This is a genomic window from Streptomyces dysideae (genome assembly GCF_001514305.1).
Classification (GTDB): domain Bacteria; phylum Actinomycetota; class Actinomycetes; order Streptomycetales; family Streptomycetaceae; genus Streptomyces; species Streptomyces dysideae.
Genome location: NZ_KQ949112.1, coordinates 29,376 through 55,215, shown reverse-complemented (window position 1 = coordinate 55,215; position 25,840 = coordinate 29,376). Strand labels below are relative to the sequence as shown.

The following is a 25,840-nucleotide window of genomic DNA, read 5'->3' as shown; positions in this document are numbered from 1 at the left end:
GCTCCAAAACGGGGCGTCAGAGGGCCCTCCAGCTCAGCGGATTGGGCAGCTGCGCCCACTGGTCACCGGGCGTCCCCGGTGACAGCCGCATCAGTGTCAGCGCCTTCGCGGGCAGCGGCTCCTCGCACAGCGCGACGAGATCCGGGGTGCGCGGCAGCTCCCGTACGGCCGTCTCCAGCGCCCCGCGCAGCGCCGCCGCCGACCCCGCCGTACCCGCCAGCGCGCCCGCCACCAGCGACCCGAACAGCTTGCGCCGCAGGGTCGTCTCGTCGTCGGTGACGATCCGTCCGGTCAGCTCCGGCACCGGGATGCCGCGCCGGGCCAGCCGGACCGGGCTGACGCGGATGTCGGCGAGGTCGCGGTAGACCAGCCGCAGCGGGGCCCCGGAAGCGGACAGCACGACGAGCAGGTTCTGACCGTGCGCCTCCAGCGCCACGCCCAGCTCCAGAAGCCGCAGCCCGACGGCGAGAGCGAGCCGCGTGAAGTCGGCGAGCCACGCCGGGTCGTCGGGCAGCCCGGTGGTGGCGAGCGCCGCCACCGGTACCACCCGGTCCCCGTACACCTGCGGCGACTCCCGCAACACGGCAGCGAGATCAGGGGAGTTGGCGGTGGCCGCCCCCAGCGTGCGGGTGACGTGCAGCAGCCCGTCGGTCCGGGCCGCCAGTGCCTCCGCGAACTCCGACAGGGTCGCCGACAGACCGATCGAGTACACCGAGATGTCCCGCACCGACGACGTCAGCCGGGCGCTCAGCGCCGTCTTGACATGCGGGCCGCCCGGTAGCGCGAGCGTCCGCAGGGACATCAACGGGTGCGCGGCGAGCCCCCCGTCGTACGGACGCTTGAGCACATGCTCCGCCTGCCACGGATGCACCGGCAGCAACAGCCGCTCCCCGTACCGCAGTTCGTCCGGCCAGCCGCCCGTCACCAGGCACTCCGCCGCCGGCACCGGCACCAGCCCCAGCTCCACGACCGGCCGGTGCTCGGGCCCGTACGCCAGCTGCTCGGCGACCGAGAAACCGGGCCGGGAACGGCAGTTGGGGTGATACGGATGCCCGTCGACCACCCCCTGCTCCCACTCCCAGTCGTGCACCGGCCACTCCTGCGAACGGTCCTCCTGCCCGGCCCGCGACAGCGCCAGCGACGCGACACTGTGGCCGAGCTCGGCGGCGAAGCCGGTGCCGTGCGGTACGCCCAGGTCGGTCAGCAGCCGGGCCGGATCGTCGTACGACACGCCGTCCAGCCGTACGGCGGTGACATACGCGCCGGTCGCGTACGGGTCGGCGTGCGGGCCGTGCAGCCGGCGGCCGTCGGAAAGGCGCAGGGTGAGGCCCTCCCGGCCGGACGCGCGGCCCGCGACCCACGGCAGCGGCTCGTACGCGAGGGCACGCCACAGCCGGGCCAGCACGGCGGCCCGGGCGCCGGGGAGCCCGGCCGCGTACCGCGGCACGAGGCCGGGGCGCACGGCCGCCAGCTCGGCGGCGACCTCGGCCTCGGCGGTGGGGGGACGGTGCACGGGCGGGCTCCTCGGGTACGAGTAGGACGTCAGGGCGGGCGGGCACGGCAGACATACTGATCGTCCCCCGCCCGCACGGACCGTAGTGACCGCAGAGAACGAGTGGATCGCGTGGACCTCACCACCCCGCCCGCCGCCGATGACGCCGCACGCGCCGACGCGCACGCGGTCGCGCCCCTCCTCAACTGTCTCCTGCGGGAGGTGGCACGGCCGGAACCCGGCGAGCGGTCCGTGTACCGGCTGCCCGGCACCGGCCGGCTGCTGCGCGTCCGCGGCGAGCGCCGGCCCGCCGAACCCGAACTGCGCGCCGACGGCGCCTGGCACCGCATCGGCCACCCCGAGCTCGTCAAACTCGTCGCCGAGGAACTGCGCCGCCACACCGGCCTGTCCAACCACGAACTGCCCGCCGAGATGATCGACAGCCGGGACGCGGTGGCCGCCCTGCTCACCGCACGCGCGCGTGCGACGCCGCCCGCGGACCCGTACCTGCTCTCCGAGCAGTCCCTCATCACCGGCCACCCGCACCACCCGGCCCCCAAGGCGCGCGGCGGCGGCCCCGTCGCCGGCTGGCTGCCGTACGCCCCCGAGGCGCACGCCCGCTTCCCGCTGGCGCTGCTCGGTCTGCGCGCGGACACGGTCGTCGAGGAGGGTGACACCTCGGCCCTCGACACCCTCGGCGAGGCCCCGCCCGGCTACCGGCTGCTGCCCGCCCACCCCTGGCAGCTGGACCTGGTGGACCTGGAACCGGCCTTCGCCGACGGCCGGCTGATCCGGCTCGGCACCACCTGCTTCGACACCTGGCCGACGGCCGCGATCCGTACGCTGTACGCGCCCGAGCGGGACCTGTTCCTCAAGTTCAGCCTGGACGTGCGGATCACCAACGACATAAGGCGGCTGTGGCGCCACGACCTGCTGAGGCTGCGCCGCACGGACGCGGCGGCCGGACGGGCCTTCACCGCGGGCCCCGCGGCCTGGCTCAGCGACCGCGGCTACCGCACCGCCGACTTCGCCTTCGAGGAACTCGCGGTCCTCGTCCGCGACGGCCTCCACGACCGCCTCCTGCCCGGCGCGACCCCCCTCCTCGCCGCCGGACTCATGGAGGGCTTCGCGGGCAGCCCCCTCGACGGTACGGCCGACCCGGCGGCCTGGTGGGAGGCGTACCTGCGCACGGTCGTACCGCCCGCCCTCACGGCCTTCGCCGACCACGGCGTCGTACTCGAGGCACACCTGCAGAACACCTTGGTCGCCGTCGACGCCGACGGCACCCCCGTGCAGGCCCTCTTCCGGGACGCGGAGGGCGTGAAGCTGCTGCCGGAGGTGGCGCGGGCGGAGGGCTGGGAGCGGCTGGTGTACTGCCTGGTGGTCAACCACCTGAGCGAGATCGCGGGCGCACTGGCGGAACGCCACCCCACGCTGGACCCCTGGCCCGCCGTACGCCACGAGCTGTCCCGCCACGACCTCCCCGAGATCCCGGACCTGCTGTCGGCGCCCACGCTCCCCGGCAAGACGAACCTGCTGCTGCGCTGGGCGGGCGCGGACGGTGCGGCCGCCCGCTATCTGCCCCTGCCGAACCCGCTGGCCCGCACGTGATCCGCACGGCCCCGGCGCCATCGCCGCGCTCTGTGGTCAGGCCGGATGAGGCCGGGACTGGACCGACGCCGAGTAACTCCAGGGGTTCTGGTGCCTGTTGGTGGACGAGCTGGAGGAGCTCGTTCTCAGCTCGCGAGCTTCGGCCTGCAGGTGCCGGACGCGCTGGGCAGTGGACCGCAGGGCGCGGATGGTCATGCGGTGCTCGGTGGACAGTGCGGAGCGGTCGCGGAGGCTGGCGCAGCGTGTGACCTGCTGCGATCGGCTCAGGCGCCGCAGTTCGGTGCGGAGGTCGTCCGGTGCGGCGATGCTCAGGGCCTTGAGCTGGTTGATGGCCGCGGTGGAGGCGTGCACGGCGCCCTGTCGGGTGGCCAGCAGCACGCGCATGGCCTCGCAGGCTGTGCGGATGGCGTCGAGCACGTCCGGGCCGAAGGTCCCGACTGGTGGGCCCAGTGGGAGTTCGAGGGCTCGCGGCCGGTGCTACGCGCGGGGAATGTGCCATCGGCCTCTTCCGGCTGCGCGGCGCCCCTGCTGCGGCACGGTGACGCTTCCTCCCGGGACCGAACGGCAGGAGGCCACGGAACGCCGCTGCCGTCTGCAGGCTGCGCGTTCACCCAGAGGCCGCAGTCGGAAGCGGTGGCCTGCCCGCTCGGTCACTGTCCGGCGCCTGCCACACCCGCACCAGGTGGTCGGCCACCCGCCCGGTACGCCCGGTGGCGACGTGGGCTGCTTTGCCCAAGACTCCCAGGCCACCTGCACCGGAGCGCCGAGGAAGTCCCCGCGTCGGCGCGTGCCCGGTGGGAGGCCACGAGGTCACGGTGGGCGTTCGGGTTCGGTCACCGCAGCAGGTGCGGGCTGCGGATCAGCCGTCCGGGATCCCGTGCCAGTCGTCCACGGTGAGCTGGAAGGAGGCGAGCCAGCCGACGATCGCGGCCCGCAGCATCACCAGGCTCGTTCGGCGGCTCGCTCCCACCGCGCTCGTGCGCCGGGCGGTCGTGGCGGCCGGTGCGAGCGCGGGTCCGTGGCTCATGCGGTTCACCGGGAGCCGGAGGCCGACCGGGTCCGGCTCGCGGACGTCGGGGCTGCTGCCGGTTTGGCCCGCTTGCGGTAGACGAGGTACGGGCGGGCAAGGTAGCCGATCGGGGATGACCAGATCCGGAGCCCCGTGATGTGCGAGTACTGCGGCTGCCAGGCCCTGGAGACGATCGACGAACTGACCCAGGAGCACGAGGAGGTCGTCCGCCTGATCAGCCACCTCCGCCCCGCCCACCAGGACGGTGACGTGGCCCGCATGGCGGAGTTCGCCCGCGAGATCACGACCGCGACCGTGCTGGGCCCCACACCCAGGTGGAGGAGCACGGCCTGTTCCCCGCACTGGCCGAGGACTTCCCCGAGCAGATCGCCGCCCTGGAGGCCGAGCACCGCCGCATCGAGGCGGTGCTGGCCGAGGCCGCCGACGGCGTGACGCCCGTGGATCCGGCCTGGCCGGAGTGCCTGTTGGAGGCCATGGCGATGCTGCGCGACCACATCCTGAAGGAGCAGGACGGCGTGTTCCCGGCGGCGCTCGCGAACCTGAGTACCGAACAGTGGGAAGCGGTCGAGGCCGAGCGCGTCCAGGTCGGCGGCACCCTGTCCCGGCCCGCCGCCTGACCGAGCCGCGCTGTCGCCCCGGCCGGGCGGCATCCCACGCAGCCCCTTGTCCCCGCTCGTCCGAGCGGGGACAAGGGGCTCGCTGTTCGTGGTGTGGCTGTTGACCTCCCGGGGGACAGCGGTCGTAGAGTCGTGTGCGGCCGGACCGATCAGGACACGCACGGGCCCCCGCGCCCGGGAGCGGAGTGCTTCGGTGAGCACGGACACCAGCCCAGAGCGGGCGCAGGCGGGCATGGACGGCGAGTTGGCAGAGGCGCTGGTGCGCTCGCGCCGGTTCTTCACGCGAGCCGAGGTCTCCGAGGACCTGCGCACCCTGCACCGCAGGGGCGGTCGGGAGGCGGACGAGTTCTACCGGGACCGCTGGTCGCACGACAAGGTGGTGCGCTCCACCCACGGGGTGAACTGCACCGGTTCGTGCTCGTGGAAGGTGTATGTCAAGGACGGCATCATCACCTGGGAGGCGCAGCAGACCGACTACCCCTCGGTCGGCCCGGACCGCCCGGAGTACGAGCCGCGCGGTTGCCCGCGCGGTGCGGCGTTCTCCTGGTACACGTACTCGCCGACCCGGGTGCGCTACCCGTATGTGCGTGGTGTGCTGCTCCAGATGTACCGGGAGGCGAAGGCGCGGCTCGGCGAACCTGTGGCGGCCTGGGCGGACGTCGTCTCCGATCCGGAGCGCGCCCGCCGCTACAAGGTAGCGCGGGGCAAGGGCGGGCTGGTGCGGGCGAGCTGGGACGAGGCGGTGGAGCTGGTCGCCGCCGCGCACGTGCACACCGTCAAGGAGTACGGGCCGGACCGGCTGGCCGGGTTCTCGCCGATCCCGGCGATGTCGATGGTCTCGCACGCGGCCGGAGCCCGTTTCTACTCGCTGCTCGGCGGGGTCATGCTGTCGTTCTACGACTGGTACGCCGACCTTCCGGTGGCCTCGCCGCAGGTGTTCGGCGACCAGACCGATGTGCCGGAGTCGGGGGACTGGTGGGACGCCGGCTATCTGATCATGTGGGGTTCCAACCTGCCGGTGACCCGCACGCCGGACGCGCACTGGATGGCGGAGGCCCGCTACCGCGGCCAGAAGGTCGTCGCCGTGTCGCCCGACTACGCGGACAACGTGAAGTTCGCCGACGAGTGGCTGCCCGCGCAGCCCGGCACGGACGGCGCACTGGCGATGGCCATGGGGCACGTGGTCCTCAAGGAGTTCTTCGTCGACCGGGGGACGGAGTACTTCAGGTCGTACGTGAAGCGGTACACCGATCTGCCGTTCCTGGTCACCCTCGACGAGACGGAGGGTGAGCCGGACACGTACACGCCGGGCAAGTTCCTGACCGCCGCCGACCTCGGCGGCGAGCCCGCCACGACCGAGCACGCCGAATTCAGGACCGTTCTGCTGGACGCGATGACCGGGCAGCCGGTGGTGCCCAACGGGACACTCGGCGACCGCTTCGGCGAATCCGGGGCCGGGAAGTGGAACCTGGACCTCGGCGACACGGACCCGCTGCTGTCCGCCGAGGGCGGTGGTGAGGCCCCGGTCGCGGTCGACATGCCGCGTTTCGACGCGCCGGACGGCAGTGCGGGGCGGCTGAGCCGCGGGGTGCCGGTGCGGCAGGTGGCCGGGCGCCTGGTGACCACGGTGTACGACCTGCTGCTGGCCCAGTACGGGGTGGCCCGCGACGGCCTGCCCGGCCGGTGGCCGGCGTCGTACGAGGACGCGGAGGAGCCGTACACTCCGGCCTGGCAGGCGGCGATCACCGGCGTGGACGCCGAGCGGGCGGCCCGCATCGCGCGGGAGTTCGCCGCCAACGCCGAGGAGTCCGGCGGCCGTTCGATGATCATCATGGGGGCGGGGACGAACCACTGGTTCCACTCCGACACCATCTACCGGGCGTTCTTGACCCTGACCACGCTGACCGGCTGCCAGGGTGTCAACGGCGGCGGCTGGGCCCACTACGTCGGCCAGGAGAAGGTCCGCCCGATCACCGGCTACTCGGCGATCGCGACGGCCGCCGACTGGAACCGGCCGGCCCGGCTGATGATCCAGACCGCCTACTGGTACCTGCACAGCGATCAGTTCCGCTACGACCCGTTCTCGGCCGACATGCTCGCGGCGGCGGGGCAGGCAGGCCCGTTCGAGGGGAAGGCCACCGCCGATGTGATCGCGCAGTCGGCGCGGATGGGCTGGATGCCCTCGTATCCGACCTTCGACCGCAACCCGCTGAACCTGGCCGACGAGGCCGATGCCGCGGGCCGCCCCGTCGCCGACCACGTCGTGGACGAACTCAAAGCCGGGCGGCTGCGGTTCGCGGGGGAGGACCCGGACGCACCGGAGAACTTCCCGCGGGTGCTGACCGTGTGGCGGGCCAATCTGCTCGGCTCCTCGGCGAAGGGCAACGAGTACTTCCTCAAGCACCTGCTCGGCACCGACCACGCCGTCCGTGCCCCCGAGGCGCCGCCCGACGCCCGGCCGAAGGACGTGGTGTGGCGGGAGGAGGCCCCGGTCGGCAAGCTCGATCTGCTGCTGGCCCTGGACTTCCGCATGACCAGCACCACGGTGTTCTCCGACGTGGTGCTGCCGGCCGCGACCTGGTACGAGAAACACGACCTGTCCAGCACGGACATGCACCCCTTCGTGCATGCCTTCAACCCGGCGATCGCCCCGCCCTGGCAGACCCGCACCGACTGGGACGCCTTCCACACCCTCGCGGGGGAGTTCAGCCGCCAGGCCGCCGGTCATCTCGGCGTCCGCAGAGACGTCGTCGCCGCTCCGCTGCTGCACGACACGCCGGACGAGATGGCCAACCCGCGAGGGAAGGTGCGGGACTGGAAGGCGGGGGGGTGCGACCCGGTGCCCGGCCGCACCATGCCGAAACTCATCACGGTCGAGCGGGACTACGGGGCGGTGGCGGAGAAGATGGCCGCGCTCGGCCCGCTCCTCGACACCCTGGGCGCCACCACCAAGGGCATCACCTTCAAGGTCGACCGCGAGCTGGAGTACCTGCGGCACAAGAACGGCACCGTGCGCGGCGGAGCGGCCGACGGGCGGCCCTCGATCGCGCGTGACACACACGCCTGCGAGGCGATCCTCGCCCTGTCCGGCACCACCAACGGCCATCTGGCCACCCAGGGCTTCCACGCCCTCGAGGCACGCACCGGCACGCAGCTCGCGGACCTGGCCGCCGAGCACGAGGGCAAGCAGATCACCTTCGCCGACACCCAGGCCGCCCCCGTGCCGGTCATCACCTCGCCGGAGTGGTCCGGTTCGGAGACGGGCGGGCGCCGCTATTCGCCGTTCACCGTCAACGTGGAGCGCCTCAAGCCCTGGCACACCCTCACCGGCCGCCAGCACTTCTATCTCGACCACGACTGGATCACCGCACTCGGTGAGCAACTGCCCGTCTACCGGCCGCCGTTGAACATGCACGCCCTGTTCGACGAGCCCCACATCGGCGACACCGGTGAACTCGGTGTGACCGTCCGCTACCTGACCCCGCACAACAAGTGGTCCATCCACTCCGAGTACCAGGACAACCTGTTCATGCTCTCCCTCTCCCGGGGCGGGCCGACCATCTGGATGAGCACCCAGGACGCGGCGAAGATCGGCGTGCACGACAACGACTGGATCGAGGCCGTCAACCGCAACGGCGTCGTCGCCGCCCGCGCGGTCGTCTCGCACCGCATGCCCGAGGGCACCGTCTACATGCACCACGCCCAGGACCGGCTCATCGACGTGCCCCGCACCGAGACCACGGGCCGGCGCGGCGGCATCCACAACTCCCTGACCCGCCTGCTGATCAAGCCGAGCCATCTCATCGGCGGCTACGCCCAGCTGTCGTACGCCTTCAACTACCTGGGCCCGACGGGCAATCAGCGCGACGAGGTCACGGTGATCCGCCGCCGTACGAATCAGGAGGTGGAGTACTGATGCCCCGTGACGGAATCACTGTTGGACGCTGCATGGCCCAGATGGCGATGGTGATGAACCTCGACAAGTGCATCGGCTGCCACACCTGCTCGGTCACCTGCAAACAGGCGTGGACCAACCGCACCGGCGTCGAGTACGTGTGGTTCAACAACGTCGAGACCCGCCCCGGCCAGGGCTACCCGCGCCGCTACGAGGACCAGGACAGGTGGCAGGGCGGCTGGGAAGTCAACAAGCGCGGTCGGCTCGCGCTGAAGGCGGGCGGCCGGTTCAAGAAGCTGATCCAGATCTTCTCCAACCCCAAACTGCCCTCGCTCGACGACTACTACGAACCGTGGACGTACGACTACGAGACCCTGACCAACGCGCCCCTTCAGGAGCACACGCCGGTCGCCCGCCCGAAGTCCCTGATCTCCGGCAAGGACATGAAGATCTCCTGGTCGGCGAACTGGGACGACGACCTTGGCGGCTCGCCCGACCACGGTGACAAGGACGTCCTGCTGAACCAGGTCGCGGAGAAGATCAAGCTCGAGTTCGAGCAGACCTTCATGTTCTACCTGCCGCGGATCTGCGAGCACTGCCTCAACCCGTCCTGTGCGGCCTCCTGTCCCTCCGGCGCCATCTACAAGCGCACCGAGGACGGCATCGTGCTGGTCGACCAGGACCGCTGCCGGGGCTGGCGGATGTGCGTGACCGGATGCCCGTACAAGAAGGTGTACTTCAACCACCGCACCGGCAAGGCCGAGAAGTGCACCTTCTGCTTCCCCCGCGTCGAGGTCGGCCTGCCCACCGTCTGCTCCGAGACCTGCGTGGGCCGGCTGCGCTACATCGGCCTCGTCCTCTACGACGCCGACCGCGTCCTGGAAGCCGCCTCCACCCCGGACGAGACCGGTCTGTACGAGGCCCAGCGACAGGTGTTCCTCGACCCGCACGACCCGCAGGTCATCGCGGCGGCGGAGCGGGCGGACATCCCCCGGGACTGGATCGAGGCCGCCCAGCGCTCCCCGATCCACGCCCTGATCAACACCTACAAGGTGGCACTGCCGCTGCACCCCGAGTACCGGACGATGCCCATGGTCTGGTATATTCCGCCGCTGTCCCCGGTGGTGGACGCCGTCCGCGACACCGGCCAGGACGCCGAGGACCACCAGAATCTCTTCGCCGCCGTCGACGCCCTGCGCATCCCCGTCGACTACCTCGCCCAGCTCTTCACCGCCGGCGACCCCGCCCCCGTCGACGCGGTCCTGCACCGCCTGGCCGCCATGCGTTCCTACATGCGCGACATCAACCTGGGCCGCGAGCCCGACGACGCCATCCCCAAGGCGGTCGGCATGAGCGGCGAGCAGGTCTACGACATGTACCGGCTGCTGGCCCTGGCCAAGTACGACGAGCGCTACGTCATCCCCCCGGCCCACGCCGAACAGGCCCACAAACTGGAGGAGTTGGCCACCCAGTGCAGCCTCGACTACGAGGGCGGCCCCGGCATGGGAGGCTCCGGCCCCTTCGGCGAGACCTCCGGCGGCGCCGCCCCCATCGCGGTGGAGACCTACCACGCCCTGCGCGACCGCCAGACTTCCGACACCCCGGCCACCCCCACCGACAAGGCCACCCGCGTCAACCTCCTCGACTGGGACGGAAAAAGCTCCCCGCCCGGCCTCTTCCCATCCGCTGCGGACGACGAGGACGGCCCCGCGTCATGAGGCGGCCGCGCGCAGGCGACGCCCTGGCCTGGCAGGCCCAGTCGCTGCTGCTGGCCTACCCCGACGAGCAGTTCCAAGAGCGCCTCACCCTGGCCCGCCGAGTTGCCGCCACCCAGCCGAAGGCGATCGGAAGTCCCCTCGCGTGCTTCGCCGAGCACACCGGCCGCATCCCGCTGCCGGAGCTGGCCGCCGCTTTTGTGGCCACCTTCGACCACCGCAAACGCTGCTGCCCCTACCTGACCTACTACGCCAACGGCGACACCCGAAAACGCGGCATCGCCCTACTGCGTCTGAAACAGACCTACGCTGCGGCCGGATGGCGTCTCGCCGACGACGAACTGCCCGACCACCTCGCCGTCGTCCTCGAATTCGCCGCCACCGAGCCCGCCCTCGGATTCCGGCTGCTCACCGATCACCGCGCCGGCCTGGAACTCCTGCGCCTGGCCCTGAACGACGACGGCTCGCCCTGGGCGCACGTCCTGGACTCCGTCTCCGCAACCCTGCCCGCCCTCGCCGGTGACGAACGCACAGCCGTCATGCGCCTCGCCGCCCAGGGCCCACCCGAGGAACAGGTCGGCCTCGACCCCTACGCATCCCCCGTGTTCCTGCCCGACCCCGTCGTAGGAGGCCCCCGATGACGCCACCCGCGCAGCCCCTGACCCTGGCGGCCGAGACCGGCACCGGCGGCATCCTGCTGTGGGTCGCCCTGCCGTACGTGGCGCTCGCGGTCTTCGTCCTCGGCCACATCTGGCGCTACCGCTACGACAAGTTCGGCTGGACCACCCGCTCCTCCCAGCTGTACGAGCGGCGCCTGCTGCGCATCGGCAGCCCGCTGTTCCACTTCGGCATCCTCATCGTGCTCCTCGGCCACATCGGCGGCCTGGCCATCCCCGAGAGCTGGACGGAAGCGGCCGGCATCAGCGAGGACGCCTACCACGTCTCCGCCGTCGTCCTCGGCACCATCGCGGGCGTCGCCACCGTCGGCGGACTGGCCATTCTGATCTACCGCCGCCGCACCGTCGGCCCGGTCTTCTCGGCCACCACCCGCAACGACAAGGCCATGTACCTCTCCCTGACCCTGACCATCGCCCTGGGTCTGGCCGCCACCGTGGCCGCGAACATCGTCGGCGGCGGTTACAACTACCGCGAAACGATCTCCCCCTGGTTCCGCTCCATCTTCTACCTCCAGCCCGACCCGGACCTGATGAGCGAAGCGCCAGTGCTGTTCCAGCTGCACGCGCTCAGCGCCCTCCTCCTGTTCGCGTTCTGGCCCTTCACCCGCCTCGTCCACATGCTCACCGCACCGCTGGGCTACCTCAGCCGCCCCTATATCGTCTACCGCAGCCGCGACACCGGCCTCGGTGCCCGGGCCCCGCGCCGCGGATGGGAACGCATCGGCTGACGTAGCACCCCTTCGGGAGCAGAGGTGACGCCGAGGAGAGCGGTCGGTCATCGGCGGGTGACCCGGCGGGAAGCCCGCGGACGCCGGGTGTTCCGTCAGGTCGGCCGGGCGCAGGGTTTCCGGGTGACGGATGAGCAGGCCCAGGATGCCCTCGCCGCGCGGGTAGCGACCGATCCGGGCGATGGTCTCCTCGTCGACGCCCACGGTGAAAAACTGTGGTCCGGCCCGGCGCTCGTGTCTCTCCCTTCCCGACCATGGCGACGGCTCCCGAGGGGAGAGGTGTAGTGGCGCGGCGGCCCCTGGCCGTTCTGCTCACGCACGGGAGGCGGCTGCCTCGGGCAGTCCCGCGGACAGCCACCGCACCACCGTCTCGGCGCTGTACGGGCCGCCGTCGGGGGCGATGTGCCGCAGGAAGTCCAGATCCTGGCCGATGGTGACGACGGGTGGCTCCACCACGCCCCGCGGGCGGCGCTGCCCGAACCCGACGGCGGCCAGCAGCCCGTTGCACAGACATTGCCGCCCTTCGGTCCGCTCGGCGTCCCCGCCCTTACGGACGTACGCAGCAAGGGGCTCCGCAGGGCAGCGGTAATCGACGGTGCCGCGAGGGGTGCGGTAGGGCGTACGCAGATAACCGAGGTCACACACGCGGGCGCGGGCGGCACCGACACCGGGGTCGGCCAGGGTGCCGGGCAGGTCGGCGACCTTGAACGGGAACGCGGTCGGGGAGGCCGCCGGATCGTTGCGCACCGTCAGTCCGCCGGCCGGCGCACGCTCCATCAGCTGCCGCCGCAACCCCGCGTCCATACCCGACTCCTCGCAGAGCGCGAAGACACTGCCGAGTTGGACACCGGCCGCCCCGGCGGCCCTGGCCTCGCGGAGCTGCTCCGGTCCGCACTGGCCGCCGGCGATCCAGAACGGCAGACCGAGGCGGGCCATCTTCGCGAAGTCGGGGACGTCCCGGGGCCCGTAGACGGGATCGCCGTACTTGTCGAGGCTCAGCGGCCCGCGCGGCGGGGCACTGTGGCCGCCCGCGGTGTGGCCCTCGACGATGAACCCGTCCGGCCTGGTCTGCTCGTCGCGGTTCAGGTACGCGGCCAGCGCCGGCAACGAAACGATGGCCAGGACGCCGGGGCGGCGCAGGGGGGCAACGCGGCCCGGGTCCGCACCGCGCAGCACCGAGGCGGGGTCGAAGCGCAGCTCAAGGGGCTGCTCGTCGCCCGCCACGTCCACTCGCGTGGTGACCGGCTCCAACCGGGCGAGCCCGGTGGCGATCCCAGGGATCTGCGCGGGGATACCGGCGCCGACCAGGACGTGGTCCACACCCGCCAGGATCGCGCCGAACATGGCTGGGACGGTGGCGAGTTGGACCTTCTCCAGGTAGTTGACGCCGACCGGTCCGTCATGGCCCTCCTTGGCGAGCCAGACCTCGCAGAAGTTGGCGACAACGGTCAGTGACCGGGCCGGACACGCTTCGTCGGCCGTCAACATGGGGGTGGCCGCGAACAGCTCACCGGACCCGACCCCTCCCTCCACGAAGTAGCGCTCCCGCAGGGCGTCGGCGAGCTTCGGTACGGGGAAGGCGGCCAGCGCCCGCCTGAGGTGACCGCCCGGATCGCCGCTCTGGAGCACACGGATCAGCAGAGAGTCGAGAGCGGTGCCGGAGACGACCCCCAACTGCCCGGTGCGCGCGACCGCCCGGGCAAGCCGCCAGCCGGACACCCCCACACCCATTCCTCCTTGGATCAGCCATGGCAGGCCGGTCGCTGTCTGGAGTGCACTCATGGGTCCTCCCAAAACGTCGCAGCCGAACCAGGGAGAGACGAACCTCGGATCCGTACCCTCAGATCGGTAACCTACGGTTTCGTAACCTACGACAGCGTAACCTACGGCATCGTAAGTTGGTGCCCGGAGCCCTTGTTGTGCGGGGGCAGGCACCGGACGGGTCCGTCCGGTTGGGGCGGCGAGGCGCAAAGAAGCCGGTCCTCACGATCCCGTGGGGAGGGTGGGGACCGGTGAGCGACTGGCGAGTGCTCAGGAATCCGTGAACAGACCCTCAGTGGCGATGACAGACTCCGGCGTCGCCCGTGGCGCTGAAACCGCTACTGCTTGGCCTTCCCACAGCCGAGGCCGACGGGCAGGACGCCGGGGCGGCTCCCCGCCCACGGCGGCATATGGCACGATGCCGGTGACGGGCGCGGAGAAACGCCGGTGCGGGTCTGATGGCCCCAAGTCCGGAGCGGGCCCGCCCCTGTGACCGGGGGGCCGCCTCCCGCCGATAGCCACTGGCAGCCGGCACGAGTCGGCCGCTGGCAAGGCCGGGAGTCGGCGCCGACACTCAGGCCGTACAAGCGGCCGGGTACCAGTTGAGCCCTTCCTCCAACCTCCAGGGGAAACGCACCCAAGCCATGCCGAGCATCCGACAATCCGCACTCGTCGACCAGGCGACGCCGGAGTCCCCTCTGGCCGGGGGATGTTCGAGCAAAAAGGGCGGGCGCGGACCTGACCGAGTCGCCGATCGTGCCGCGGGCGGGCATTGAAGGGCTGTGAGCTGGGACCGGAGGTCAGGACCGTGGCCGGTCCGGGGTGCAGGGAGGGCCGTGGCGCTGAGCATGGCGTCGATCGCGTCCTTGTTGCCGCGCGGGCCGGCGTCGGCGAGGAGAGCGGCAGCGTGGCGCCCGATCGGCTCGACGACCAGGCGGGACAGCCTCCACTCCAGAGCCGGCCGGTTGATCCGAGGGTGGATCAGGACGGCTTTGGCCAGCCCCTCACTGTCCAGGACGAGTGTGGCCGCCGGAGGCACTCCTCACCAGCGGTCACCCTCGGTTACTATGCTCACTTCATGCCGGAGGCCGGAAGCCGGCTGATGACGGGCGATTCCCGCTGTTGTGCGCCTCCGAGGCCGAGCGTGGATTTCAAGGCTGAAGAGGCAGGTGGCCTGGGAAAATGCTAAGAGAGGTCTTCGCAACCCGCTACATCGAGCCCCTGCGGTCCGGCGGCTCCGTGCCCGGAGTCGTCGAGGCCGACGACCTGGGCACGTACGTCGTGAAGTTCACCGGCTCCGCGCAGGGCCGCAAGGCGCTGGTCGCCGAGGTGATCGTCGGCGAACTGGCCCGTGCCCTGGGCCTGCGCTTCCCCGAGCTGGTCCTGGTCCACTTCGACCCGGCGCTCGGCGCACACGAACCGCACCAGGAGGTACGCGGCCTCCTCGACGCCAGCCACGGCCTCAACCTCGGCATGGACTACCTGCCGGGCGCGAACGACTTCACGCCGGAGGTCGCGAAGGGCTTCCCCGTGGACCCGCTGGAGGCGGGCCGGATCGTCTGGCTGGACGCCCTGACGGCCAACGTCGACCGTACGACCCACAGCTCCAACCTGATGATCTGGCCCACGTTCGGCACCGTGCCGCCCCGCCTGTGGCTGATCGACCACGGCGCCGCCCTCGTCTTCCACCACCGCTGGAACGGCTCGGACCCCGCGAAGGCCTACGACTTCCGCCACCACGCCCTCGGCCACTACGGGCCCGACACGCGGGCCGCGGACGCCGAACTCGCGCCGAAGGTGACGGCGGAACTGCTGCGGGACATCGTGGCGGAGGTGCCGGACGCCTGGCTGGCCGGCGAGGAGGGGTTCCCGACCCCGGACGCCGTCCGGAAGGCGTACGTGGACTATCTCCACGCGCGCGTGAAGGCCTCCACCGCATGGCTCCCCACCGACTTCCCCAGCCGGGAGGAACTCGCCGCCGAGGAGGCCCTCCAGGCGGCGCGCACACAGCGAGGACGGCCGGACTGGCTCAAGCGGGTCCCCGACCTGCACGGCAAGCCGACCGCGGAACAGGATTGGTCGGTACACCTCGAATGACAGGCGCCCCTTTGGAAGACGTTCAGCGCGTCGAGATCGAGTACTGCACCCAGTGCCGCTGGCTGCCGCGTGCCGCCTGGCTGGCCCAGGAACTCCTGACGACGTTCGAGACCGAACTCACGGAGCTGGCCCTCAAGCCCGGAACGGGCGGCGTCTTCGTCGTCCGCGTCAACGACGAGGTGGTCTGGGACCGCCGCGAGCAGGGCTTCCCGGAGCCCACGGCGGTGAAGCAGGCGGTACGCGACCGAGTGGCCCCGGGGAAGTCCCTGGGCCACTCGGACAAGTGACTGCTGCTCAGCCCCTGAGCTGCTCGTACGCCGGCAGCGTCAGGAAGTCCGCGTAGTCCTCGTCGAGGGAGACCTCCAGGAGCAGGTCGTGGGCCTGCTGCCAGTGGCCGGCCGCGAAGGCCTCCTCGCCGATCTCGGCGCGGATGTTCGCCAGCTCCTCGGCGGCGACCTTGCGGGCCAGCTCCGGGGTGGCCTTCACTGTGTTTCCTGCGTGCTCGAACTCGACGCCCGCGTTGATCCACTGCCAGATCTGGGAGCGGGAGATCTCGGCGGTCGCCGCGTCCTCCATCAGGTTGAAGATGGCGACCGCGCCGAGGCCGCGCAGCCAGGCCTCGATGTAACGGATGCCGACCTGGACGGCGTTGACGAGGCCGTTGTACGTCGGCTTGGCGTCGAGGGAGTCGACGGCGATCAGGTCGGCCGCCTCGACGTGGACGTCCTCGCGCAGCCGGTCCTTCTGGTTGGGCCTGTCGCCGAGGACGGCGTCGAAGGAGGCCATGGCGATCGGGACCAGGTCGGGGTGGGCGACCCAGGAGCCGTCGAAACCGTCGTTCGCCTCGCGGTCCTTGTCGGCCTCGACCTTCTCGAAGGCGACCTTGTTGACCTCCTCGTCACGGCGGGACGGGATGAACGCCGCCATGCCGCCGATCGCGTGCGCCCCGCGCTTGTGGCAGGTACGGACGAGGAGTTCGGTGTACGCCCGCATGAACGGGGCCGTCATCGTCACCGCGTTGCGGTCCGGGAGGACGAACTTGGCACCGCCGTCACGGAAGTTCTTGACGATGGAGAACAGGTAGTCCCAACGGCCGGCGTTCAACCCCGAGGCGTGGTCGCGGAGTTCGTAGAGGATCTCCTCCATCTCGTACGCGGCCGTGATGGTCTCGATCAGCACGGTGGCGCGGACGGTGCCCTGCGGGATGCCGACGTAGTCCTGCGCGAAGACGAAGACGTCGTTCCAGAGGCGGGCCTCCAGGTGCGACTCCGTCTTCGGGAGGTAGAAGTACGGGCCCTTGCCGAGGTCGAGCAGGCGCTGGGCGTTGTGGAAGAAGTACAGGCCGAAGTCGACGAGGGCGCCCGGGACCTGCTGGCCGTCGACCTGGAGGTGACGCTCGTTCAGGTGCCAGCCGCGCGGACGCATGACGACCGTCGCCAGCTCCTCATTGCCCTTCAGGGCGTACGACTTGCCGGTCCTCGCGTCCGTGAAGTCGATGTTCCGGGTGTACGCGTCGGCCAGGTTGAGCTGGCCCAGGATCACGTTCTCCCAGGTCGGCGCGGAGGCGTCCTCGAAGTCCGCGAGCCAGATCCTCGCACCCGAGTTGAGGGCGTTGATCGTCATCTTGCGGTCGGTGGGGCCGGTGATCTCGACGCGCCGGTCGTTCAGGGCCTCGGGCGACGGGGCGACCTTCCAGGAGTCGTCGGCGCGGATCGCGGCGGTCTCCGGGAGGAAGTCGAGCGTGGACGTGCGGGCGATCTCGGCGCGGCGCTCCGCGCGGCGGGCGAGGAGCTCGTCACGCCGGGGGGTGAACCGGCGGTGCAGCTCGGCCACGAAGGCGAGGGCCGCTTCGGTGAGGACCTCCTCCTGCCGGGGCAGGGGCTCGGCGTCGACGATGGCCAGCGGGGACGGCGCTGGTGCGGACATGAGCTGTCACTTCCTTCAGCGAGCTTGGCACCGGGTGCCAGTCGACCACGGTACGGCGGTGAACGCCCGGGGAGCGGTCGGGCGCTTCTGAAAAGTGGATACTAGTTTCCTCATGGTGGAAGTTCAATGGTTTGTTGACGTTGAGATTCTCCTGATCGAGGCAATGTGGTGCTCGGTGCCACCCCGCTCACTCAAGGTGCGCGAGATCCGCCTCGGTGTCGATGTCGTAGGACCGCGCCACGTCTCCGCACTCGACGAGCCTGATCGCCTCCTCGTGCTCCTTCAGATAGGCGCGTGCCCCCCGGTCCCCGGTGGCAGTCGCGGCGACGCCCGCCCAGTGCGCGGCACCGAAGAGGACCGGATGCCCGCGTACGCCGTCGTAGGCCGCCGACACGAGCGACTGCTCGCCCTCGTACGCGGCGAGTACCCGGGCCACCGCCTCCGGCCCGATGCCGGGCTGGTCGACGAGTGAGACGAGCGCGGCCGTGGCCCCCGCACCGGTGAGCGAGGTGAGCCCGGCCCGCAGGGAGGAGCCCATGCCGTCGGCCCAGTCCGGGTTCTCCACCAGGACGCAGGTGCCGAGTTCCGCCCGCTCCCGTACGGCGGCGGCCTGTGCGCCCAGGACCACATGGACGCGAGTGCAGCCGGCCGCGCGCAGGACGCCGACCGCGTGTTCGACGAGTGGCCGTCCCCGGTGTTCGAGCAGGGCCTTGGGGCGCCCGCCGAGCCGTCGTCCGCCCCCGGCGGCGAGGAGGAGGCCGGCGACCTGCTGTTCGTTGTCCGTCATGGGTCCTGCATACCTGACGTCCGTCATGATGCCGTGCTTCGTCGGACTGAATTTCGGTCCGCGCGGTGGCGATCCGCTGTCGGGTGGCGTTTACTGACCCGCGTCCCCAGGCGTCCGACCAACGCCACGGGGGGCGTGGGGCGGGATCACGACGGACTTGCACACAAGGGCGTGCGAGGGGGAGAGCTGTGTTGCGGAGCTTGGGGCAGAGGCCAGTGACCGGCAGCGACGAGGATCCGAGGGTGGCGGGCCTGCGAACCGCGGTGTCCCGGCTGCGCCGCGAACTCGCCGCGCACCCGGCCGAGTTCCCCGACCGCGGGATCGCCGAGGAAGAACTCGCCGCCCTCGCCGCGATGACGGTCGATGGCGCCCCCGAGATTCCGCGGCTGCGCCGCTCCCTGTTGCTGATCGCCGGCGCGATCGGCTCCGTGAGCGCGCTGTCCCGGGGGATGTCGGAGGTCCGTGACGCGGTGGACCTGTTCGGGGAGCCGCCGGGGCGGTGAGGCTCAGCAGCCCCGGTCCCGGATCAGTTCGCCCCAGAGGGTGTGCGGGTCGTCGGCGGGGATCGCGGGGTCGATGCGCTCGACCGCCGTGCGCACGAGGCGCTCGCACGCGTCGCACCGGTCGAGGTACGCCTCGAATTCTTCCGGCGGGCACCCGACAGCGGGTTCCGCGAGGTCGACGAAGACGGGGATGGCCGCTCGCCAACGCCAGCTGAGCTCGACGAGCTGGGCGACGGAGGAGCTGATGAAGTCGACGGCCGGGCGATACAGGTCCGCGTGGACCTCGCGAAGGACCGGAGGCAGGTCGGCCGCGGTGAAGGGCGCCGGCCGGATGGCCAGGACCGGCCCGTCGTCCCGTACCGCGCCCATCTTCGGCGTCAGGTCGTGGCCGCCCCAGCGGCCGAGGTCGTACAGCCGGTCGTCCGGCGTCACCAGCCGGCGCTCGCGCGGCCCTGCCAGGTTGGGCACCAGTGTCGGCTCGGCCCCTCTCTGGAAGGCCGGAGTCATCAAAACGTCGTCCGGGAGCCCGTGCTCGGCCAGCGCCCGCAGGCCGGACTCCGGGAGTCGCCAGGCGCACACCGCCTCCGGGGGCGGCCGCAGCCGATGGCCCGCGTCGACCAGGGTGCCGAGCGGCGCCGACATCACCGCCTCCAGGCGGTCCTCGATAGACGGCACCGGACTCAGGCCGCCGAGCCGCCCGAGGCCGCCAGCGCCTCCGACAGCTCCACCGCGACCTGCTGGAGCACCGGCACGATCTTCTCCGTCGCCGACTCGGTGACGCGTCCCGCCGGGCCCGAGATCGAAATGGCCGCGGCGGTGGGGGAGTTGGGGACCGAGACCGCCAGGCAGCGGACGCCGATCTCCTGCTCGTTGTCGTCGACCGCGTAGCCCTGGCGCCGCACGCCTTCGAGGGCCGCGAGGAAGCCGTCCGGCGTGGTGATCGTCTTCTCCGTCGCGGCCGGCATGCCGGTGCGGGCGAGCAGGGCACGCACCTCGTCGTCCGGGGTGTTCGCGAGGAGGGCCTTGCCGACGCCCGTGGAGTGCGGGAGGACACGCCGGCCGACCTCGGTGAACATCCGCATCGAGTGCTTGGACGGCACCTGGGCGACGTACACGATCTCGTCGCCGTCGAGCAGCGCCATGTTCGCCGTCTCACCGGTCTCCTCGACCAGTCGGGCGAGGTAGGGGCGGGCCCAGGTGCCGAGCAGCCGGGACGCGGACTCGCCGAGCCGGATCAGACGCGGGCCGAGCGCATACCGCCGGTTGGCCTGCTGGCGTACGTATCCGCAGGCCACGAGCGTGCGCATCAGACGGTGGATGGTGGGCAGCGGCAGCCCGCTGCTCGCGGACAGTTCACTCAGACCGACCTCGCCGCCCGCGTCCGCCATCCGCTCGAGCAGGTCGAAGGCGCGCTCGAGGGACTGGACACCACCACTGGCGGAGGATTTGGCGGAGTCGGTGGTGCTGGCGCTGGACGTCGGCACGGCGCGTTCCTTTCGGGACCGGTGAGAAGGGCAGAAGCCTACCCGTCGGTCGGTTGACTCCCTGCTGGTGCGTAGCTACGTTCTGCGTGCTGGAATTGTAATTCCGCTTTGTGGAAATATCCAGAGAGTGGGCGTTGGGCGCACTGTGGAGAAGTGTGCCCTTGACGGCGCGGGAACGGGAGTGAAGACTCCTTCAACAGAAAGTTGAATTCCGTTACGTGGAAGTTAACGGCGGCAGAGAGGGGTCCGGGTGTCCGACGTAGAACTGGTGCTGCGCTCGACGCGCGTCATCACTCCGGAGGGGACACGGGCCGCTTCGGTCGCGGTTTCCGCCGGGAAGATCACGGCCGTACTCGGGTACGACGCCGAAGCGCCGCCCGGCGCCCGGCTGGCGGACCTCGGCGACGACGTCCTGCTGCCCGGCCTGGTCGACACCCACGTGCACGTCAACGACCCCGGCCGCACCGAGTGGGAGGGCTTCTGGACCGCCACGCGCGCGGCGGCGGCCGGCGGCATCACCACGCTCGTCGACATGCCGCTGAACTCCCTCCCGCCGACCACGACGGTCGGCCACCTCCGTACGAAGCGGGATGTCGCCGCCGACAAGGCGCACATCGACGTCGGCTTCTGGGGCGGCGCCCTGCCCGACAACGTCAAGGACCTGCGCCCGTTGCACGAGGCCGGCGTTTTCGGCTTCAAGGCCTTCCTGTCCCCGTCCGGCGTCGACGAGTTCCCGCACCTCGATCAGGACCGGCTCGCCCAGTCCCTGGCCGAGATCGCGTCCTTCGGGGGCCTGCTGATCGTGCACGCGGAGGATCCGCACCACCTCGACGCCGCCCCGCGGCAGGGCGGTCCGAAGTACGCCGACTTCCTGGCCTCACGCCCGCGTGACGCCGAGGACACGGCGATCGCCCAGCTGATCGCGCAGGCCCGCAGGCTGGACGCGCGGGTGCACGTCCTGCACCTGTCCTCGTCCGACGCGCTGCCGCTGATCGCCGCCGCCAAGGCCGAGGGCGTCCGCATCACGGTCGAGACCTGCCCGCACTACCTCACCCTCACCGCCGAGGAGGTCCCGGACGGCGCCAGCGAGTTCAAGTGCTGCCCACCCATCCGCGAGGCCGCCAACCAGGACCTCCTGTGGCAGGCGCTGGCCGACGGCACGATCGACTGCGTGGTCACCGACCACTCCCCGTCCACGGCCGACCTGAAGACGGGCGACTTCGCGACCGCCTGGGGCGGCATCTCCGGGCTCCAGCTGAGCCTGGCGGCGGTGTGGACGGAGGCGCGCAAGCGGGGCCACGGGCTGGAGGACGTGGTCCGCTGGATGTCCACGCGGACCTCGGAACTGGTCGGGCTCGGCCAGAAGGGCGCCATCGAGGCCGGCCGCGACGCCGACTTCGCGGTCCTCGCGCCCGATGAGACGTTCGCCGTCGACCCGGCCGCACTCCAGCACCGCAACCGGGTGACGGCGTACGCGGGCAGGACCCTGTACGGCATCGTGAAGTCGACCTGGCTGCGCGGCGAACGCATCGTCACGGAGGGCGAGTTCACCGAGCCGAAAGGCCAACTGCTCACTCGAGACCACTGATTCCCCACGGCCTCTTTCCGCACCCGCAGCGGCCGACTCCCGAAAGGCAGACCTGATCACCGTGACGGCGATACCTGGCTTCACCGGCGACGCGAACCCCTACGGAGGCGGTGACCCGTACGCGGACTACCGCACCGCCGACTTCCCCTTCACCCAGTACGCCAACCTCGCCGACCGGCAGCTCGGCGCCGGAGTCATCGCCGCAAACGACGAGTTCTTCGCCGAGCGCGAGAGCCTGCTGGTGCCCGAGCGAGCCGAGTTCGATCCCGAGCACTTCGGGCACAAGGGCAAGATCATGGACGGCTGGGAGACGAGGCGTCGGCGCGGTGCCTCGGCGGACCACCCCTGGCCGACGGCCGAGGACCACGACTGGGCGCTGGTACGGCTCGGTGCGCCGGGCGTGATCCGCGGGATCGTCGTCGACACGGCCCACTTCCGCGGCAACTATCCGCAGGCGGTGTCGGTCGAGGGCACGTCGGTGCCGGGTTCGCCGTCGCCGGAGGATCTGCTGGCCGACGACGTGAAGTGGACGACGCTGGTGCCGCGCACGCCGGTGGGCGGGCACGCGGCGAACGGTCTCTCCGTGGCGGTGGAGCAGCGCATCACACACCTGCGGGTCAACCAGCATCCCGACGGCGGCATCGCGCGCCTGCGGGTGTACGGCGAGGTGGTCCCGGACCCGGCCTGGCTGGAGGTCCTGGGCACCTTCGACGTGGTTGCCCTGGAGAACGGTGGCCAGGCCGAGGACGCCTCCAACCTCTTCTACTCGCCCGCCACCAACACCATCCAGCCGGGCCGCTCCCGCAAGATGGACGACGGCTGGGAGACGCGCCGGCGCCGTGACCAGGGCAACGACTGGATCCGGTACCGGCTGGTGGCGCAGTCCCAGATCAGGGCCCTTGAGATCGACACGGCGTACCTGAAGGGCAACAGCGCGGGGTGGGCGTCGGTGTCGGTGAAGGACGGCGATGACGGCGACTGGCGGGAGATCCTCCCGCGCACCCGCCTCCAGCCGGACACCAACCACCGCTTCGTGCTGCCCGCCACGGCGGTCGGCACGCACGCGCGCGTGGACATTTTCCCGGACGGCGGCATCTCGCGCCTGCGGCTGTACGGCACCCTGACGGAGGAGGGTGCGTCGACGCTGACGGCCCGCCACCAGGGGCTGGGCGGCTGATCCAAGGTCCACCTTTCTCCCGACAGCAGACGGGTGGTGGGTGGGCACAGGCCGGGGGTCTGGGGGCGGAGCCCCAGGGCCACCAGCCCCCACCCACCCCGGCACCCGAGTGCGAGGCGGGCACCTGCCCGCCGATGAGTTGCGGGCGCCGGTGGGGTCTGAGCTGATGACAGCAGACCTCACCCGCAGAGAGAAGGCAGCACCCGCCATGGGCAACCTCGTCTCCACCATCTTCGTCACCCTCGACGGCGTCTACCAGGCCCCCGGAGGCCCCAGGGAGGACCGCAGGGACGGCTTCGAGCAGGGCGGCTGGAGCGTTCCGTACGGCGACGAGGACTTCGGACGGTTCATCACCGAGGTCTTCGGCAACGTCGGCGCGTTCCTCCTGGGCCGCCGGACGTACGACATCTTCGCCGCCCACTGGCCGAGGGTCACCGATCCCGCCGACCCGGTCGCAAGCAAGCTCAACGCCCTGCCGAAGTACGTCCCCTCCGCCACCCTCACCGCCCCCACCTGGGCCGGCACCACCGTGCTCGGCGGCGACCTGGGCAAGGAGGTCGCCGCCCTCAAGGAACGCACCGACGGCGAGCTCCAGCTCCACGGCAGCGGCGCCCTGGTCCGCTCCCTACTGGACCTCGACCTCGTCGACACCGTCCACCTGCTGACCTTCCCGGTCGTGCTCGGCGCCGGCCACCGCCTGTTCACGGAGGGCACGCTGCCGACGGCCTTCCGGCACACCGGCGGACGCGTCACCGCCGCCGGCGTCTCCATCCAGTCGTACGACCTGGCAGGACGCCCGGAATACGGCTCGTACGAACTCCCTACCTGAGCCAGGCGCCGACCTTGTCGGGGTTCGCCTCGACCCACTTCTTCGCCGCCGCCTCGGGCGACATCTTGTCCACGGCGATGTACTTCGCCACGACGTTCTGGTCGTCGTTGGTCCAGTTGAAGTTCTTCACCAGGTCGTAGGCCGGGCTGCCGGACTCCGCGAACTTCGTGCTGACAATCTTGTCGAGGCTGAATGCGGGATAGTCGCAGGCCACCTTCGCCGCATCGGCGTTACAGCCCTCGGTGTACTTGGGCAGTTCGACCTTGACCAGTGGTACTTCCGCGAAGAACCACTGTGGCTCGTAGAAGTAGCCGATCACCCATTCCTTGTTCTTCTCGGCGCTGCGGAAGGCCTGGATGAGGGCGGTCTCGCTGCCCGCGTACACCACCTTGAAGTCCAGCTTCAGGTTCTTCATCAGCGCCTCGTCGTTCGTCTGGTACGACGGATCGCCGTCCAGGAACTGACCCTTGCTGCCCGACTCCGAGGTCTTGAAGTTCGACGCGTACTTGTTCAGGTTCTTCCAGTTCGTGATGTCGGGGTGCGCCTTCGCCAGCCACGGCGGTATGTACCAGCCGATGATGCCTTTGTTGCCGGTCTGGCCGAGGTTGACGGCGGATTTCTGCTGGGTGATGTACTTCTTCTTGAGATCTTCGTGACCCCAGTTCTCCAGGATGGCGTCGACCTCGCCGGTGTCGAAGCCCTGCCAGGAAATCTCGGCCTTGAGGTCCTTCTCCTCCACTGTGCAGCCGAGTTCGTGCTCCGCGACATACGCGACGACCGCCGCGTCCGCCTCGTAGCCCACCCAGGGGTTGACCGCGAGGTTGAAGGTGCCGCACTTGCCCGAGCTGCCCGCGTCGGCGGAGTCGCCACCGACCTTCGCCCCGCCGCAGGCGGTGAGGGTGAGGCCGAGGACGGCCATACCGGCCGCGCCGGTTCGCCACTGTCCTGTTTGCACTGTCATGGTCCGAGCTCCTTACACCTGGTTTTGCGCTGTTGCCTGAGTGCGAGTGCGGGCCCGCCGGGTTTTCACTTCTGCCTGGGGATCAAGCCATGTCCAGAGCGCACCGGAATCCCACGTTCCCCGTCGCCGAATCCGGGGTGAGACCTTGCCTCGCGGCAACCCGGTAGCGGCGGCAGTAGGACGCGTGGCACAGGTAGGAGCCGCCCTTGGCGACGCGCTGCTGCCCGTCAGATGAGGGTGAGAATCGATCCGCGCACCACTCCCAGACGTTGCCGGTGGTGTTGTACAGACCAAAACCGTTGGGTTCGAAAGCGTTCACCGGGCAGGTGCCGTACCAGCCGTCGGCTTTCGTGTTCCGGTGCGGGAATTCGCCCTGCCACACGTTCATCCGGGGGCGACCGCCCGGTTCGAGCTCGTCGCCCCAGGGGAACACCTTTCCGTGCAGACCTCCTCGTGCCGCGTGTTCCCATTCCGCTTCGGTGGGCAGACGTTTACCTGCCCAGGAGCAGTAGGCGCGGGCGTCGTGCCAGTCGATGTGCACGGCCGGATGGTCCGCCCGGCCTTCCAGCGTGGATTGCGGTCCGTCCGGATGACGCCAGTCAGCACCCTCGACCTGGCGCCACCACGGTGCGCCCACCACCCCCCGGGTCGGCGGGAAGTCGTCCGGGAGCAGACCGGCGAAGACGAACGACCAGCCGATGTGCTCGGCCGAGGTGCGGTACCCGGTCTCGGTGACGAAGCGGCTGAACTGTGCGTTCGACACCGTGCGGGCATCGATCCAGAACGCGTCGACGTGCACGGTCCGCACCGGCCCCTCCCCGTCGCCGGGGTAGGCGAGTGCGTCCTCACTGCCCATGAGGAATGCGCCGGCAGGAACGGCCACCATGTCCTCGGTTGTCGCCTCCCCGGCAGCGACCCCTTGGGACGGTTGCCGGTCCGCCGCCTGGCCGCCGGACGGCGCA

General features: G+C 70.9%; 23 protein-coding genes and 1 pseudogene. 12 read left to right on the top strand and 12 right to left on the bottom strand.

Annotated elements, in window-relative coordinates; genetic code table 11:
- Positions 1-16: 16 nt before the first annotated feature.
- A complete protein-coding gene (locus tag AQJ91_RS39655; RefSeq protein WP_067032113.1) occupies positions 17-1,513 on the bottom strand; it encodes an IucA/IucC family protein in 1,497 nt (498 codons plus the stop codon).
- Between the two features lie 102 nt (positions 1,514-1,615).
- Here AQJ91_RS39655 and AQJ91_RS39650 point away from each other — a divergent pair, with 102 nt between their 5' ends.
- Entirely contained in the window at positions 1,616-3,103 is a 1,488-nt protein-coding gene (locus AQJ91_RS39650; protein ID WP_067032110.1) for an IucA/IucC family protein, read from the top strand.
- Positions 3,104-3,139: 36 nt separating this feature from the next.
- On the opposite strand, the gene AQJ91_RS56680 is transcribed toward AQJ91_RS39650, so the two are convergent.
- The 3 genes from AQJ91_RS56680 to AQJ91_RS56675 all read right to left on the bottom strand — a co-directional run bounded on the left by AQJ91_RS56680 (position 3,140) and on the right by AQJ91_RS56675 (position 4,459).
- Complete coding sequence (locus AQJ91_RS56680; RefSeq protein WP_067032107.1) at positions 3,140-3,520, bottom strand: hypothetical protein; 381 nt, start codon at positions 3,518-3,520, stop codon at positions 3,140-3,142.
- Between the two features lie 442 nt (positions 3,521-3,962).
- Positions 3,963-4,130 carry a hypothetical protein gene (locus AQJ91_RS54075; RefSeq protein WP_159054762.1) on the bottom strand — a complete coding sequence of 56 codons (168 nt, stop codon included), beginning with the start codon at positions 4,128-4,130 and terminating at the stop codon, positions 3,963-3,965.
- Positions 4,131-4,135: 5 nt separating this feature from the next.
- The gene (locus AQJ91_RS56675; RefSeq protein WP_234383325.1) at positions 4,136-4,459 is read right to left on the bottom strand and encodes a respiratory nitrate reductase subunit gamma; all 324 of its coding nucleotides are present in this window, start codon (positions 4,457-4,459) and stop codon (positions 4,136-4,138) included.
- Between AQJ91_RS56675 and AQJ91_RS56670 the strand changes: the two genes are divergently transcribed.
- From AQJ91_RS56670 to narI, 5 genes are all read left to right on the top strand, one after another.
- A complete protein-coding gene (locus tag AQJ91_RS56670; protein WP_234383324.1) occupies positions 4,448-4,750 on the top strand; it encodes a hemerythrin domain-containing protein in 303 nt (100 codons plus the stop codon). The two genes, AQJ91_RS56675 and AQJ91_RS56670, sit on opposite strands and share 12 nt — an antisense overlap.
- A gap of 232 nt (positions 4,751-4,982) precedes the next feature.
- Positions 4,983-8,666, top strand: a complete 3,684-nt coding sequence (locus tag AQJ91_RS39635; protein WP_067032104.1) for a nitrate reductase subunit alpha — start codon at positions 4,983-4,985, stop codon at positions 8,664-8,666.
- Complete coding sequence (gene narH, locus AQJ91_RS39630) at positions 8,666-10,363, top strand: nitrate reductase subunit beta (protein WP_067032100.1); 1,698 nt, start codon at positions 8,666-8,668, stop codon at positions 10,361-10,363. Before AQJ91_RS39635 ends, narH begins: the two co-directional genes overlap by 1 nt.
- Positions 10,360-11,001, top strand: coding sequence for a nitrate reductase molybdenum cofactor assembly chaperone (narJ, locus tag AQJ91_RS39625; protein ID WP_067032097.1), 642 nt, complete (start codon positions 10,360-10,362; stop codon positions 10,999-11,001). Before narH ends, narJ begins: the two co-directional genes overlap by 4 nt.
- Positions 10,998-11,765 carry a respiratory nitrate reductase subunit gamma gene (narI, locus tag AQJ91_RS39620; protein WP_067032094.1) on the top strand — a complete coding sequence of 256 codons (768 nt, stop codon included), beginning with the start codon at positions 10,998-11,000 and terminating at the stop codon, positions 11,763-11,765. The genes narJ and narI overlap by 4 nt, the downstream gene beginning before the upstream one ends.
- 312 nt (positions 11,766-12,077) lie before the next feature.
- Here the strand turns inward: narI and AQJ91_RS39615 are convergent, their stop codons facing one another.
- The gene (locus AQJ91_RS39615) at positions 12,078-13,547 is read right to left on the bottom strand and encodes a nitronate monooxygenase (protein WP_067032090.1); all 1,470 of its coding nucleotides are present in this window, start codon (positions 13,545-13,547) and stop codon (positions 12,078-12,080) included.
- Positions 13,548-14,315: 768 nt separating this feature from the next.
- Positions 14,316-14,565, bottom strand: a pseudogene (locus AQJ91_RS56665) (DNA-binding protein); the annotation flags it as partial.
- Between the two features lie 143 nt (positions 14,566-14,708).
- On the opposite strand from AQJ91_RS56665, the gene AQJ91_RS39610 reads away from it, so the two are divergent.
- Complete coding sequence (locus AQJ91_RS39610) at positions 14,709-15,623, top strand: HipA family kinase (RefSeq protein WP_067032087.1); 915 nt, start codon at positions 14,709-14,711, stop codon at positions 15,621-15,623.
- Positions 15,624-15,634: 11 nt separating this feature from the next.
- Positions 15,635-15,910 (top strand): Rdx family protein, encoded by a 276-nt coding sequence (locus AQJ91_RS39605; RefSeq protein WP_234383323.1) that lies wholly within the window; start codon positions 15,635-15,637, stop codon positions 15,908-15,910.
- A gap of 7 nt (positions 15,911-15,917) precedes the next feature.
- Here AQJ91_RS39605 and aceB read toward each other — a convergent pair whose 3' ends face one another.
- Entirely contained in the window at positions 15,918-17,549 is a 1,632-nt protein-coding gene (gene aceB, locus AQJ91_RS39600; RefSeq protein WP_067032081.1) for a malate synthase A, read from the bottom strand.
- Positions 17,550-17,736: 187 nt separating this feature from the next.
- Positions 17,737-18,336: a nucleotidyltransferase family protein gene (locus tag AQJ91_RS39595; protein ID WP_067032078.1), complete on the bottom strand. Its 600-nt coding sequence runs from the start codon at positions 18,334-18,336 to the stop codon at positions 17,737-17,739.
- Positions 18,337-18,524: 188 nt separating this feature from the next.
- On the opposite strand from AQJ91_RS39595, the gene AQJ91_RS39590 reads away from it, so the two are divergent.
- Positions 18,525-18,839 carry a DUF5955 family protein gene (locus tag AQJ91_RS39590; RefSeq protein WP_079085564.1) on the top strand — a complete coding sequence of 105 codons (315 nt, stop codon included), beginning with the start codon at positions 18,525-18,527 and terminating at the stop codon, positions 18,837-18,839.
- Between the two features lie 3 nt (positions 18,840-18,842).
- Here AQJ91_RS39590 and AQJ91_RS39585 read toward each other — a convergent pair whose 3' ends face one another.
- Together AQJ91_RS39585 and AQJ91_RS39580 are read right to left on the bottom strand one after the other, a co-directional pair.
- Positions 18,843-19,514 carry an SUKH-4 family immunity protein gene (locus AQJ91_RS39585; RefSeq protein WP_067032073.1) on the bottom strand — a complete coding sequence of 224 codons (672 nt, stop codon included), beginning with the start codon at positions 19,512-19,514 and terminating at the stop codon, positions 18,843-18,845.
- Positions 19,515-19,519: 5 nt separating this feature from the next.
- Positions 19,520-20,323, bottom strand: coding sequence for an IclR family transcriptional regulator (locus AQJ91_RS39580; RefSeq protein WP_067032069.1), 804 nt, complete (start codon positions 20,321-20,323; stop codon positions 19,520-19,522).
- Between the two features lie 250 nt (positions 20,324-20,573).
- Here AQJ91_RS39580 and allB point away from each other — a divergent pair, with 250 nt between their 5' ends.
- The 3 genes from allB (at position 20,574) to AQJ91_RS39565 (ending at position 23,917) form a co-directional block, all read left to right on the top strand.
- Positions 20,574-21,911, top strand: a complete 1,338-nt coding sequence (gene allB / locus AQJ91_RS39575; RefSeq protein ID WP_067032066.1) for an allantoinase AllB — start codon at positions 20,574-20,576, stop codon at positions 21,909-21,911.
- A 61-nt stretch (positions 21,912-21,972) separates the two neighbouring features.
- Positions 21,973-23,088, top strand: coding sequence for an allantoicase (gene alc / locus AQJ91_RS39570; RefSeq protein ID WP_067032063.1), 1,116 nt, complete (start codon positions 21,973-21,975; stop codon positions 23,086-23,088).
- Positions 23,089-23,296: 208 nt separating this feature from the next.
- Positions 23,297-23,917, top strand: coding sequence for a dihydrofolate reductase family protein (locus tag AQJ91_RS39565; RefSeq protein WP_067032060.1), 621 nt, complete (start codon positions 23,297-23,299; stop codon positions 23,915-23,917).
- Here the strand turns inward: AQJ91_RS39565 and AQJ91_RS39560 are convergent.
- Together AQJ91_RS39560 and AQJ91_RS39555 are read right to left on the bottom strand one after the other, a co-directional pair.
- On the bottom strand, positions 23,910-24,878 hold the full coding sequence (locus AQJ91_RS39560; protein ID WP_067032057.1) for an ABC transporter substrate-binding protein: 969 nt from the start codon (positions 24,876-24,878) through the stop codon (positions 23,910-23,912). The two genes, AQJ91_RS39565 and AQJ91_RS39560, sit on opposite strands and share 8 nt — an antisense overlap.
- 82 nt (positions 24,879-24,960) lie before the next feature.
- Positions 24,961-25,764, bottom strand: coding sequence for a formylglycine-generating enzyme family protein (locus tag AQJ91_RS39555; RefSeq protein WP_067032054.1), 804 nt, complete (start codon positions 25,762-25,764; stop codon positions 24,961-24,963).
- Positions 25,765-25,840 lie beyond the last annotated feature (76 nt).

Coding starts and splice junctions, on each gene's coding strand:
- AQJ91_RS54075 (WP_159054762.1), bottom strand. CDS start 4,130: ATGAGCCACGGACCCGCGCTCGCACCGGCCGCCACGACCGCCCGGCGC.
- narH (WP_067032100.1), top strand. CDS start 8,666: ATGCCCCGTGACGGAATCACTGTTGGACGCTGCATGGCCCAGATGGCG.
- AQJ91_RS39560 (WP_067032057.1), bottom strand. CDS start 24,878: ATGACAGTGCAAACAGGACAGTGGCGAACCGGCGCGGCCGGTATGGCC.
- AQJ91_RS39595 (WP_067032078.1), bottom strand. CDS start 18,336: ATGACGGACAACGAACAGCAGGTCGCCGGCCTCCTCCTCGCCGCCGGG.
- AQJ91_RS39615 (WP_067032090.1), bottom strand. CDS start 13,547: ATGAGTGCACTCCAGACAGCGACCGGCCTGCCATGGCTGATCCAAGGA.
- AQJ91_RS39555 (WP_067032054.1), bottom strand. CDS start 25,764: ATGGTGGCCGTTCCTGCCGGCGCATTCCTCATGGGCAGTGAGGACGCA.
- aceB (WP_067032081.1), bottom strand. CDS start 17,549: ATGTCCGCACCAGCGCCGTCCCCGCTGGCCATCGTCGACGCCGAGCCC.
- narJ (WP_067032097.1), top strand. CDS start 10,360: ATGAGGCGGCCGCGCGCAGGCGACGCCCTGGCCTGGCAGGCCCAGTCG.
- narI (WP_067032094.1), top strand. CDS start 10,998: ATGACGCCACCCGCGCAGCCCCTGACCCTGGCGGCCGAGACCGGCACC.
- AQJ91_RS39610 (WP_067032087.1), top strand. CDS start 14,709: ATGCTAAGAGAGGTCTTCGCAACCCGCTACATCGAGCCCCTGCGGTCC.
- AQJ91_RS39565 (WP_067032060.1), top strand. CDS start 23,297: ATGGGCAACCTCGTCTCCACCATCTTCGTCACCCTCGACGGCGTCTAC.
- AQJ91_RS39635 (WP_067032104.1), top strand. CDS start 4,983: ATGGACGGCGAGTTGGCAGAGGCGCTGGTGCGCTCGCGCCGGTTCTTC.